This window comes from Salinivibrio sp. SS2 (genome assembly GCF_001722075.1).
Classification (GTDB): domain Bacteria; phylum Pseudomonadota; class Gammaproteobacteria; order Enterobacterales; family Vibrionaceae; genus Salinivibrio; species Salinivibrio proteolyticus.
In genome coordinates, this window is sequence record NZ_MEBP01000106.1 from 1 (window position 1) to 12,707 (window position 12,707).

Annotated in this window: 11 protein-coding genes; 5 read left to right on the forward strand and 6 right to left on the reverse strand. The window is 49.8% G+C overall.

The window, feature by feature from the left end:
* Positions 1-78 precede the first annotated feature (78 nt).
* The 3 genes from dusC to BGK46_RS13315 are packed head-to-tail and all read left to right on the forward strand — an operon-like array spanning position 79 to position 2,148.
* Positions 79-1,083, forward strand: coding sequence for a tRNA dihydrouridine(16) synthase DusC (gene dusC, locus BGK46_RS13305; RefSeq protein WP_069589999.1), 1,005 nt, complete (start codon positions 79-81; stop codon positions 1,081-1,083).
* A complete protein-coding gene (locus tag BGK46_RS13310) occupies positions 1,071-1,703 on the forward strand; it encodes an SEC-C metal-binding domain-containing protein (RefSeq protein ID WP_069590001.1) in 633 nt (210 codons plus the stop codon). The genes dusC and BGK46_RS13310 overlap by 13 nt, the downstream gene beginning before the upstream one ends.
* A 19-nt stretch (positions 1,704-1,722) precedes the next feature.
* A complete protein-coding gene (locus BGK46_RS13315; protein WP_069590003.1) occupies positions 1,723-2,148 on the forward strand; it encodes a (deoxy)nucleoside triphosphate pyrophosphohydrolase in 426 nt (141 codons plus the stop codon).
* Positions 2,149-2,197: 49 nt separating this feature from the next.
* Here BGK46_RS13315 and dsbB read toward each other — a convergent pair whose 3' ends face one another.
* Both dsbB and nhaB read right to left on the reverse strand, forming a co-directional pair.
* Positions 2,198-2,737, reverse strand: a complete 540-nt coding sequence (dsbB, locus tag BGK46_RS13320) for a disulfide bond formation protein DsbB (RefSeq protein ID WP_069590005.1) — start codon at positions 2,735-2,737, stop codon at positions 2,198-2,200.
* Positions 2,738-2,827: 90 nt separating this feature from the next.
* Entirely contained in the window at positions 2,828-4,408 is a 1,581-nt protein-coding gene (gene nhaB, locus BGK46_RS13325) for a Na(+)/H(+) antiporter NhaB (protein ID WP_069590075.1), read from the reverse strand.
* A gap of 405 nt (positions 4,409-4,813) precedes the next feature.
* Between nhaB and fadR the strand changes: the two genes are divergently transcribed.
* Positions 4,814-5,665: a fatty acid metabolism transcriptional regulator FadR gene (gene fadR, locus BGK46_RS13330; RefSeq protein WP_069590007.1), complete on the forward strand. Its 852-nt coding sequence runs from the start codon at positions 4,814-4,816 to the stop codon at positions 5,663-5,665.
* 127 nt (positions 5,666-5,792) lie between these two features.
* On the opposite strand, the gene BGK46_RS13335 is transcribed toward fadR, so the two are convergent.
* The 3 genes from BGK46_RS13335 to BGK46_RS13345 are packed head-to-tail and all read right to left on the reverse strand — an operon-like array spanning position 5,793 to position 10,629.
* Positions 5,793-7,337, reverse strand: a complete 1,545-nt coding sequence (locus BGK46_RS13335) for a SpoVR family protein (protein ID WP_069590009.1) — start codon at positions 7,335-7,337, stop codon at positions 5,793-5,795.
* 41 nt (positions 7,338-7,378) lie between these two features.
* Positions 7,379-8,653 carry a YeaH/YhbH family protein gene (locus BGK46_RS13340; RefSeq protein WP_069590011.1) on the reverse strand — a complete coding sequence of 425 codons (1,275 nt, stop codon included), beginning with the start codon at positions 8,651-8,653 and terminating at the stop codon, positions 7,379-7,381.
* Positions 8,654-8,694: 41 nt separating this feature from the next.
* On the reverse strand, positions 8,695-10,629 hold the full coding sequence (locus BGK46_RS13345) for a PrkA family serine protein kinase (protein WP_069590012.1): 1,935 nt from the start codon (positions 10,627-10,629) through the stop codon (positions 8,695-8,697).
* A gap of 319 nt (positions 10,630-10,948) precedes the next feature.
* On the opposite strand from BGK46_RS13345, the gene BGK46_RS13350 reads away from it, so the two are divergent.
* Positions 10,949-11,704 (forward strand): MipA/OmpV family protein, encoded by a 756-nt coding sequence (locus BGK46_RS13350; protein ID WP_069590014.1) that lies wholly within the window; start codon positions 10,949-10,951, stop codon positions 11,702-11,704.
* 93 nt (positions 11,705-11,797) lie between these two features.
* Here BGK46_RS13350 and BGK46_RS13355 read toward each other — a convergent pair whose 3' ends face one another.
* On the reverse strand, positions 11,798-12,691 hold the full coding sequence (locus tag BGK46_RS13355; RefSeq protein ID WP_069590016.1) for a D-hexose-6-phosphate mutarotase: 894 nt from the start codon (positions 12,689-12,691) through the stop codon (positions 11,798-11,800).
* Between the last annotated feature and the right edge of the window lie 16 nt (positions 12,692-12,707).

Here is a 12,707-nt window from a genome sequence, read left to right on the forward strand (position 1 = left end):
CCTCACCCTACTCGATGTTAGCTGCGCTTTGCGGCAAAAGCTGGCAAAATAGCGCGCCTTACTGGTAAAGGTCATGGCATGAGTCAAACATATCCATCTGCCCCTCGCGTGGTTTTAGGCCCAATGGAAGGGGTACTCGATCCCTTAATGAGAAACCTGCTCACGGAGATTAATCATTACAGTCTCTGTGTGACGGAATTTGTGCGTGTGGTCGATCAGCGTTTACCCGAGAAGGTCTTTTATCGCTTGTGCCCTGAATTGCATCAAGGAGGCGTCACCGCCGCCGGCACGCCGGTGCGTGTGCAGCTGTTGGGACAAGATCCGGTGGCGATGGCGCGCAATGCCGTCCGAGCCATTGAGCTTGGCTCCCACGGGATAGATATTAATTTTGGCTGTCCGTCAAAAACGGTGAATGGCAACCGAGGTGGTGCGGCCTTGCTCAAGACCCCAGAGCATATGTTTGATGTGGTGAAAGCGGTGCGCGATGCGGTGGACTCAGCCCATGTGGTGAGTGCCAAAATTCGTCTTGGCTACAACGATTTGGATGACTACCCGGAGATTGCTGATGCGGTATACCAAGCTGGTGCCTCTGAGCTTGTTGTCCACGGTCGAACTAAGCGTGATGGCTACAAAGCGGGTACCATTCGTTGGGATTTGATCGCAGAGATAAATCAACAATTGCCTATTCCTGTCACCGCGAATGGCGATATTTGGCACCGAGAGGATGCGCTACGCTGCCAAGCCATCACGGGGTGCGACACCTTAATGGTTTGTCGTGGTGCCCTGAACATGCCCAACCTTGGCGCCCACATTCGAGACAATGTTGCACCAATGGCGTGGACAGACGTGCTTACGTTATTGGTACGCTATACCGAACTCGAGCTACAAGGTGATAAGGGCCAGTATTTCCCGAACCGAATAAAACAGTGGTTCAAATATTTACGTCAGTACTATCCGCAAGCAGACGCTTGTTTTAAAGCGATTCGCGTGCTCAATCGCGCCGATGAGATAGTGCGTGAGCTGGATAACGCTCGCCTCGCTGACGCGACTCAACAGATACGGGAGACAGAATGTCAACACTAATCACGCTTTCTTCTGAATGGGAAGGCATGCCAGCCAGCTTTGTAGAAGGCGCCCTGCTGGCCGCCAATATCTGTCCCGCAACGCTATCACCGGACACATGGTTATCGGTATTGATGACGGCAGGCCTTGATGAAGACGATGTCCATTTACCTGACGCCGATAAAAAGACGATCCTTGCGCATCTTGACGTGCAGTATCACGCCCTCATGCGCAACGACTATGAGTTGTCAGACGCGTTGATGCTGTCGTTACGTAGCGAACCGGCTCAAGCGTTTGCCGAAGGTTTTCTTGCGGTATGGCCTTATGTTGAGCCGCATTGGCAAGAGGCTACCGTCGGCGATGGAAGTCGCCGCATGTTATCTGCACTGGTGACCTCGATGCTGTTGCTGCATGACGAGGCGGGGACGCTGGCGCAAATGAAAGAAGTTGGCTTAGATATTGAGCCCGGTCGCTACATCGACCAATTGGACCTAATGATCCAAGAAGTCGCCAAAGCAGCAGATGAAGTGCAGCAAGGCAGCCATGGCGCCCATCAAATTAACCCGTTTAAGTCGGTAGGGCGTAACGATCCTTGTCCGTGTGGCAGTGGCACCAAGTTTAAAAAGTGTTGTGGGCGATAAGCGATTGCAGGAGAGAACGATGACGCAAGTAAACACGCAAGCGGCGATTCGTGTGGTCGCCGGTGTGATTGAGCAAGCAAACCAAGTGCTTGTTGCTCAGCGCCACCCAGACAAGGCCTACATTAGCTGGTGGGAATTTCCGGGGGGTAAGGTAGAAGCGGATGAAAGCGATCAACAAGCCCTCGCGCGTGAGCTAAAAGAAGAGCTGGGAGTGACGGTAGCCGTCGGCGCGCCGATTGTCGAAACAGAATATGACTACGGTGATAAGCGCATTTTGTTGTGTAGCTATTGGTGCACCCTCTCCAAGGGAGAGCCTGAAGCCTTGAGTCATCAGGCCATTCACTGGAGCGAACCAAACCGACTCGATCCCGCGGTATTTAGTGCAGCGGATAGACCTTTGCTAGCTAAGCTACAAGCCGATACGCAAATCGTCTGCGAAGCCTAAGTGGCTGCAGATGCGCCGCCCTCGATTTGGAGGCGGCGCGTCAAGGTTACTAAGAAAAGATACGGCGCGGTGGTCGGCCAATAAATTGGGCGATGACGACCAACCCCCACACTACCAGCATGGCCGAGAAAATGCCTACTAACCATTGTGGCATCGAAAAGCCAAGCCATTGCCAAACCACCTTGCTGCAATCACCATAAGCTTCAAATACCTGCGGAAGCCATTGATTGAGTGGGGCCCAAGTCGGGAAGTTCACCGCGACATCACACGTCGGGCCGAACAGTTGATTCGGATCCGGAAATTGGTAACTGACATGCTCAAGTGCCAGTTTTAGCCCCCAGGCAGCGGTCACCCCATAGCCGAGTAACCCCAAGGTGCGTAATGCAGCATTTTGCGGCGCAATCACGCCAACCAGTGCGGCTGCTCCCACGCCAAACAGTGCAACCCGTTCATAAATACACATCACACAAGGCGCGAGTGACTGGTGATATTGGAAATACAGCGCTGTAGCCTCAAGACCGACAACACTCACGAGTAACAGCAGCCAAGAAAAACGACTGCGAGAAAACTGGTTTAAGGCGCGCCACATAACTCAAATTACTCCTGATACAAAAAAGGCCCTAAACAGGGCCTTGCTATTCAATCGTTTGTTGAGCCTAAGGTCAATGGTAGAAGTGCGTTAGTGCGCACTCGGTAAGGCTTGTTGGGTCATATGAATGGTTTCAGAAATCCATCCTTGATGTAGCATCCATTCAGTGGCCGGTACCAAGAAAAACTCGATCCCCACCACGCCGAGTAGGCCCATTACGATGGTGTAAGGCAATGCCATATAGACCATGCGCCCGTAGGAGAGGCGAAGTAACGGTGCCAATGTGGAGGTGAGCAAAAACAAGAAGGCGGCTTGACCATTCGGGGTGGCGACCGAAGGCAGGTTTGTCCCAGTATTAATGGCGACGGCCAGCATGTCGAATTGTTCACGGTCGATAACGCCGTTAATAAGCGCGGATTTCACTTCATTAATGTACACAGTGCCGACGAAGACATTATCAGACACCATAGACAGCAACCCGTTCGCGATATAGAACATGGTGAGCTGCATATGGCCCTCCAACGATAGGACGAGATCGATCACAGGCGCAAATAAGTGTTGGTCGATAATCACGGCGACTACCGAGAAGAACACCGCCAACAGCGCGGTAAAGGGCAGTGCCTCTTCAAATGCTTTGCCGATGTGATGTTCATCGATTACCCCGGTAAATGCGGTTGCCAAGATGATAATACTGAGACCAATCAAGCCGACTGCGGCTAAGTGAAGGGCAAGGGCGGCAATCAACCAAACGGCGATCAACGCTTGAACCACCAGTTTAGCCACATCTTGTGGCGTGCGTTTGGCGCGTTGTGCTTTATCGTATTCCACCAGAATTTTAAGGACGTTATCTGGAAGCTGTGCGCCGTATCCGAATAGACGTAACTTTTCCACCAACACACAGGTGAGGAGGCCTGCGACAAAGACCGGCAGAGTCACTGGTGCCATCCGCAGAATAAACTCACCAAAATGCCAGCCAGCTTGATCGGCAATGATCAGGTTCTGAGGTTCACCTACCATGGTCATCACGCCACCGAGCGCGGTACCCACGCCCGCATGCATCAGTAGGCTGCGCAAGAAGGCGCGATAGTTTTCCAAATCGTTACGACTGAGATCATCACTCAGGCTTTCATCTGAGGTGTGGTCATGCGCGGCGCCAAACTCTTTCCCTGAGGCAACGCGGTGATAAATCGAGTAAAAACCCACGGCGACACTAATCACCACGGCAATCACGGTGAGGGCATCCAAAAAGGCGGATAACGCGGCGGCAGCACCACAAAACGCGAGAGAGAGTGCAATTTTGGAACGGATCCCCAATAAGATTTTGGTGAAAATATACAGCAACAGCTGCTTCATAAAGTAAATCCCTGCCACCATAAAGACCAGTAGCAGCAAGACTTCAACGTTGGCGACCAATTCATGCTTTACTTGCGCGGGACTCGTCATACCGATAGCGACGGCCTCAATCGCAAGCAGACCGCCCGGTTGCAGAGGGTAGCATTTTAGCGCCATGGCTAAGGTGAAAATGAATTCGACCACCAGTAGCCAGCCGGCAATGAAGGGGTCAATCGAGAATACAATCGGGTTGATAATTAAAAAGGCGACAATGGCCAGTTTGTACCAATCTGGCGCTTTACCGAGAAAGTTCTTCAAAAACGCGGTTCTGAGTGTCATGGTCTTAGCCATAGTGAAAGTCTCATGGTTATGTATGCATCGTACAGGCGGCGCATGGCGAGAAAACACACGTACACAGAAACCATAGCAGCCCGTTTGAGAGAGCGATGGATCCAGTACGAGGAGCGGGTCACTGTACAAATTCGGTGTTCGGCAATGGCGAGCAGCGTAGGCGGTTGGTCGCAACTGCATGACGGATGTGCGCTATTTTGCCTTAGACATACTTTGTTACATCTTGTATGACATAATTTTGCGAATTATGCCCAGATTTTCATTGATCTGGTACAAAAATCTGCAGGATGTCACTTCATTGGCCCTGAAAACACGTAGCGGTTTCTGCCTGAAAAGACTAGTGGTATGATGAGTTATTAATCAGAGCAAGAAGCAAATTGGAATTAAGATTCAATGGTTATAAAGGCGGATAGCCCAGCAACGTTTGCTGAAAAATATATAATTGAAAGTATTTGGAATAATCACTTCCCGAAAGGGTCGATTCTACCGGCTGAGCGTGAATTATCAGAGCTTATCGGTGTGACCCGAACCACATTACGTGAAGTCTTGCAGCGCTTAGCGCGCGATGGTTGGTTAACTATCCAACATGGCAAACCAACCCGTGTAAACGATTATATGCGCACCTCTGGGCTGAGCATTCTCGATACGTTGGTGACGCTGGAAGGCCAAGACGTCCACGGAGTGCTGGAAGACCTGCTGGCTGCACGCACCGATATTAGCGGTGTTTACATGCGCTATGCTGCAAAAAATCGCCCGCAAGAGTGTATTAATCTTATCGATCATGTGATTAAACGCTGTGAACAAGTGCTTGAAAGTGAAAGCTTTGAGCAGTTTATCGCCTTGATTGATGAGCAAGCCGAGGTGCTTAAAGACGTCAAGAAGATTCAAGATAAGTACGGCAAACAAGATCCCGCACTGTGTGAGCGGATTTCAATGGGACGTGCCTTTAACCACTTCGACTATATGCTGTTCCAAGGCATGGCACATTATTCTGGCAATAAAGTGTATGTATTGACCATTAATGGTATGCGTCAGATTTATTCGCGAGTGGGTGGCTACTACTTTATGGATCGCCGTGCGTGTGAGATTGCATTACGCTTTTACAGCGACTTGCGCGGTTTGATTGAAAACAATCAACATAATGCCATCAGCGATCGAGTGAAGCAGTACGGTCGTGAAAGTGGTGCATTGTGGTTTGGCAATCGTGAAACCATTGCGGCCAATATGGCCGAAGAAGAGGCCTAACCGACGCATTGCTTCAACCGAGGTGTAATGCTGTTTTGCGCCTCATCGGTTTAAACAGTGAAAAGCCAGAGGCCTTGTGCCTCTGGCTTTTTTGTCTATTTATCTTAGGACGGGACAGGTGGCAAGACTAGCTCCCGACTAACATGTCTGGATCAAATTGCGGCCGTTTCGGACAGCTACTCAGTATTTTCCCTCGTCCTTCACTGGTTTCCTCTTCGAGGATCACTTCAAATCCCCAGAGTCGATGGACATGTTTCAGCACTTCCTCATAGGAATTGGCTAATGGGATGCGGTTATGAGGCACATAGCGCAGGGTGAGTGACCGATTACCGCGTAAGTCGACATCATAGACTTGGATATTGGGTTCACGATTACTGAGGTTATATTGAGCAGAGAGTTTTTCTCTCAGCTGGCGGTAACCTTGTTCATTGTGAATACTGGTGACTTCGATGTAACTTTGCTTATCGTCATCATTGACGGCGAAAAGCTTCATATCGCGCATGACCTTGGGCGATAAAAACTGGCTGATAAAGCTCTCGTCTTTAAAGTTCGCCATCGCAAAATGCACCGTATCGAGCCAATCTTTGCCTGCAACCTCTGGGAACCAGTACTTATCTTCTTCGGTTGGGTTTTCACACATTCGGCGAATGTCTTGGAACATGGCAAACCCGAGGGCATAGGGATTGATCCCTGAGTAATACTGGCTGTTGTAAGGCGGCTGTGCGACCACGTTGGTATGGCTGTGTAAAAACTCCATGATAAAGCTATCCGTCACCAAGCCCTCATCGTAGAGATGATTCAAAATGGTGTAGTGCCAGAAGGTTGCCCAGCCTTCATTCATCACCTGAGTTTGCTTTTGTGGATAAAAATACTGGCTAACCTTGCGCACGATCCGCACGATTTCACGCTGCCACGGCTCTAGCAATGGCGAGTGTTTCTCAAAGAAATACAACAGGTTTTCCTGCGGCTCGGCGGGGAAGCGCCGTGTCTCTTGCTCCTGTTCTTTCTTACCGCCCGGAATGGTACGCCACAGTTCATTCACTTGGGTTTGTAGGTAGTCTTCGCGGGCTTTTTGTCGCGCTTTTTCTTCAGCGAGAGAAATTTTCTGCGGACGTTTGTATCTGTCTACCCCGTAATTCATCAGCGCATGGCAAGAGTCGAGCAAGTTTTCGACTTCGGCGAGGCCATACTTCTCTTCGCATTCACTGATGTAGTTTTTCGCAAACAGCAGATAGTCGATGATCGAACCGGCGTCGGTCCAAGTTTGGAATAGATAGTTGCCCTTAAAAAAAGAGTTGTGGCCATAACAGGCATGTGCCATCACCAAGGCTTGCATGGTGATGGTGTTTTCTTCCATTAAATAGGCAATACAAGGGTCTGAATTGATCACTATCTCATAGGCAAGCCCCATATAGCCGTGCTTATAGTGACGTTCGGTCTCGATAAATTTTTTGCCAAATGACCAGTGATTATAATTAATCGGCATGCCGACGCTTGAGTAAGCATCCATCATTTGCTCGGCAGCGATAATTTCAATCTGGTTGGCGTAGGTATCGAGCCTGTAGTGCTCGGCAACGCGTTTAATTTCCTTGTGATACTGCTCAAGCAGCTCAAAGGTCCAATCCGGCCCATCATGGAGCGGCGTCTTACGTTTGCCTTTAGTGACAGCCATACCTAATCTCCCTGAAAAAACATACCGATGCAGAGATGGCGTCAGGCTTCGACCTGACGCTTAAACAATTCGCGGAACACGGGGAAGATATCTTCCGCCGAGCGAATATTCTGCATCGCAAAGTTGTCATGGCTTTCCGCGAGTGCCTCATATTCACGCCATAACGTTTGATGCGCGCGGCGCGTAATCTCGATATAGGCGTAATAGCGGCTGACCGGCAGTAAGCTTTTCTGCAGTAGCTCACGACAACCCGGTGAATCGTCTGCCCAGTTGTCGCCGTCAGACGCTTGGGCGGCATACACGTTCCACTCTGTGGGGTTGTACCTGTCTTTGATGATCTCATCCATCAAGCGCAATGCACTGGAGACAATGGTGCCGCCGGTTTCTTGCGAGTAAAAGAATTCGTGCTCATCGACTTCTTTTGCTTGGGTATGATGGCGAATAAAGACCACCTCTACATTTTTGTAGGTACGGGTTAGGAACAGATACAACAAGATATAAAAGCGTTTTGCGATATCTTTAGTCGCCTGATCCATTGATCCTGACACGTCCATCAGACAAAACATCACCGCTTGGCTACTGGGCTGTGGCCGTTTTTCGTAGTTTTTATAGCGAAGATCGAAGGTATCAATAAAAGGTACCGCGGCGATCTTGCTTTTCAGTGCTGCAATTTCCTCTTCAAGTCGCTTCATTTCCAAAGGCTGTGCTGGCTCAGAGTGACGCAAGCTTTCCAGCGCTTCCTCTAGCTCTGCCAGCTCTCGGCGCTTGCTCGCAGACATCGCGGTGCGACGCGCCAACGAGTTTTGCAATGAGCGCACAATGGCGATATTCGAGGGCACACCATTGGAGGTATACCCCGCACGGTGGGTCTTATACTCCACCATTTTTTGCATTTGATTTTTCTTCAGATTGGGTAGCTCGAGATCTTCAAACAACAAATCGAGATACTCATCTTTCGAAATTTGGAAGACAAAATCGTCTTGGCCTTCACCGTCTGGACTCGCTTGTCCGTCACCTGCGCCACCACCGCCTTCGCCACCGGGGGGGCGTGCAATACGATCGCCGGGGCTAAATTGGTCGTTGCCAGGATGGACAGCATCACGCTGTCCTCCTTTGCCTTGGTGAAAGGTCGGTTCACGGATGTCGCGTGATGGAATCGAAATATCCTCGCCACTTTCGACATCAGTGATTGACCGGTTGTTGACGGCGTCGGCGATTGACTCTTTTATCTGCCTTTTGTGGCGGCGTAAAAAGCGCTGTCGATTGACGGTGCTTTTATTTTTGCCATTGAGCCGACGATCAATAAAATGCGCCATAACTCTCTCCCGTCACGTGTGTCCGCCCTGAAAGGGATGTGCTACGACGATTTACGTACGCGCAAATACCATTCAGATAGCAAGCGAACCTGCTTGCGGGTATATCCTTTTTCCATCATACGAGCGACAAAGTCGTCGTGTTTTTTCTGCTCGTCGCTAGACGTTTTGGTGTTGAATGAAATCACCGGTAGCAAGTCTTCGGTATTGGAGAACATTTTCTTCTCGATGACCGTTTTCAGCTTCTCGTAGCTGGTCCAAGCAGGGTTTTTTCCCTCATTATTGGCACGTGCACGTAGGACGAAATTGACGATCTCGTTACGGAAGTCTTTCGGGTTGCTGATCCCGGCAGGCTTCTCAATTTTCTCCAGCTCGCTATTGAGTGCCGAGCGATCGAACAGTTGGCCGGTGTCTGGGTCGCGGAACTCTTGGTCTTGAATCCAAAAGTCTGCATAAGTTACGTAGCGGTCAAAGATATTCTGACCATACTCCGAGTAAGACTCGAGATACGCCGTTTGAATTTCTTTGCCGATAAACTCGATATATTTCGGGATTAGATAGCCTTTTAGGTGCTCGAGGTAACGCTCTGCAATTTCTTGTGGGAATTGCTCACGTTCAATTTGTTGCTCAAGGACGTAAAAGAGGTGGACCGGGTTTGCGGCGACTTCTGCGTGGTCAAAGTTAAACACACGAGACAGAATCTTGAACGCAAAGCGGGTTGAGAGCCCATCCATGCCTTCATCGACCCCGGCGTAATCGCGGTACTCTTGGTACGACTTCGCTTTGGGATCGGTGTCTTTGAGGGTTTCACCGTCGTAGACGCGCATTTTCGAATAAATGGACGAGTTCTCAGGATCTTTCAAGCGAGAAAGCACCGTAAAGCGAGCGAGAATATCTAGCGTACTTGGTGAACAAGGCGCTTGTTTTAGCTCACTGTGCGACAAGAGTTTGTCGTAAATACGGATCTCTTCGGAGACGCGTAAGCAATAAGGCACCTTGACGATGTAAACACGGTCGAGGAATGCTTCATTGTTTTTGTTGTTGCGGAATGACTGCCATTCCGATTCGTTGGAGTGAGCGAGAATAATACCATCAAACGGCAGGGCAGACAGACCTTCGGTCCCGTTGTAGTTGCCCTCTTGCGTCGCAGTCAATAAGGGGTGTAGCACCTTGATTGGTGCTTTGAACATTTCCACAAACTCCATCAATCCCTGATTGGCCTTACACAGTGCGCCAGAGTAGGAATACGCATCAGGATCGTCTTGCGAAAAGTGTTCGAGCTGACGGATATCGACCTTGCCCACCAAGGAGGAAATATCCTGGTTGTTTTCATCCCCGGGCTCGGTTTTCGCCACGGCGACTTGGTTGAGTACTGAGGGGCGAACCTTCACGACTTTAAATTGACTGATGTCGCCACCAAACTCTTTAAGTCGCTTAGCGGCCCAAGGCGACATAATGCTACGAATATAACGCTGCGGGACACCGTACTCTTTTTCCAGCAGGTGACCATCCTCTTCAGCATCAAAAAGGCAGAAAGGATGATCATTGACCGGACTGCGTTCGCCGTTCGCGGTTAGCACATAAATCGGTACTTGCTGCATCAAGCTTTTCAGTTTTTCTGCAAGCGAGGATTTACCGCCGCCGACAGGGCCGAGTAAATAAAGGATCTGTTTGCGTTCTTCCAGCCCTTGCGCGGCGTGTTTGAGGTAGGAGACGATTTGCTCAATCGACTCTTCCATGCCATAAAAGTCTTCAAAGGTCTTATAGCGTGAAATAACACGGTTGGAGAAAATACGACTGAGCCGTGGGTCGAGGGAGGTGTCAATCTTCTCTGGTTCACCGATGGCCATCAACAGGCGCTCGGCGGCATTGGCATAAGCGCTGCGATCGTCTCGGCACAGATCCAAGAACTCCTGAAGGCTCAATTCTTCGTCTTTTGCATCTTCGTAACGCTGACGATAATGATCGAAAATAGTCATGGTCCTGCCCCCTAAATCGTCTGATAACTCATAAAGAAAAGGTGGTCCTTTGGCTGAATTTCCCTTTTCCTCATAATAATGTTAGACCCCAATCCACGTTTTTGCGTGAAAGAATTGATTGTTTTTTCGATATTTTTTCCCCTACCATTGATAGGTAAATCAAATAGCCACGTGTAAGACAGCTTAGATTCAAGTTGTTGTAGTAGGCTGTCACGTTGAGAAGGTAATATCAGTGATGGTGTCCACGATAAGTGTGGTGTATGGACAGCTACTGGCCTAATTCTAAATTGTGCGTTGACCAGCAAATTAAGGAAGAAGAATGACTGAAAAGCTTGTTAAAGCGGCGGTGGCATCATGCCTACTACTCGCCGCGGGAAGTGTTTCCGCAGAAACACGTGTGTCTGCCGGTGTCCTAGCCGCTTTTTCCCCCCAGCCTTATAAGGACACAGATACGGACCCACTTATCGTACCGACTGTCAATGTCGATACCGATCATTTCTATTTCCGCGGGCTCACCGCTGGCGCGCGTTTGGCGCCGAAAGATTCAACACATAATTTGGTTTTATCAACGACTTATGATCCACGTCGTTTTGACCCTGCAGATACCGATGACCCACAGCTAAGTTTACTTGATAAGCGCGATACGTCGGTTGTTTTGGCTCTAGCGTATCAATACCACTCGCCAATCGGCCGATTCCAAGCATTAGTCGGTGAGGGTGTGACCCATGATAGAGATGGTTTGTACGGGGAAGTCAGCTGGAAATATGGAATGAACCGCCAGCGATGGGGGATTTCACCCGAGGTGGGGTATTCCTACAACAGTAGTGACCTTAATCAACACCTTTATGGGATCAGCGCCGCGGAGGCATCACGCTCTGGACTATCCGCCTACGAACCCGGCTCTGCGGGACACTATTTTATCGGTGCGAGTGGTTATGTGATGCTGACAGAGCGCATCCAGCTGCTTGGTGGTGTTCGTTACACCAATTTAGATGACAACATTGCAGATAGCCCGATGGTAGACCAATCAACGGCCGCATCAGGCTACCTTGGAATGAATTATATTTTTTATTGATTCAGGCCCCAGCGAGTGGTTAGCCTATTCGCTTGGCCGCGACCAACATGCAAACAGGCAGCGCAGGCTGCCTTTTTCGTGTTTGCAGATTATCTAGAACAGCAACTCACCATGTTTTTCGTCATGAATACAGGTAGTCAGTGTGTGGCTTTCTCCCGGTGCCAGCTGAATACTGGGTTGCTCAATGGCGGCTTCAATACAGACAAAATGTAGATAGCCATCGTCGTCCATATCAGACATTTGTACCGAAGCCGCTTGGCCTGGATTCCAGACGACTGCGCTCGTCTCGCCTTGATTATTGACGACAATACGTCGATATCCTGCCATATCAGTCAGGGTTAATGACGAGGCTGAGTCGGTATAAATGCGGTCGACGGGCTCTTCAAAAGTCACGGTGCCAGAGGCGGGCTTTCTCTGTCCGTGGCTGAAATTGTCGAGATAGTGGCTTCCCACACCCGCTACGGTTGCTTGTTCACTATCCGCAACGGAAAGGTAACTGTGCAGGGCGCCTCCGATCTTAAATGGCAGTGAGTCGGTGTTTTTTACTGTTAAAGCGACATCGAGTGTGTGGGTGAGCGTGAATGTCATAACGGCTTCAAAATCGTGTGGCCACAGTGCACAGGTTTTTGCAGAGGAGACCAGCGATAATTGAATCGTCACACCTTGTGCATCTTCTTCAATGTGTTGAATGTCCCACATCACGCGGCGTGCAAAGCCATGAGAGGGAGAACCCGTTTGGCCGAACCAAGGAAAGCAAACAGGAATACCACCTCGTAGAGGCGTTTTTGCATCGTAGACTGCATTGCCACTCATCCAAATTAGTGGCGCCGCATCGCGTGGAGAAAATGACAGTAAGTGTGCCCCAAATTGACTGATGGTCGCATCACAGGCTGGATGTTGAATCCGAAGAACGGGGACGGCTTGGCGATAACATAAATCAACTGACGCCGAGAGCCGGCGCTCGAAGTGCAGAGTATGAGAGGTCATAATCGCGTCCTTTATT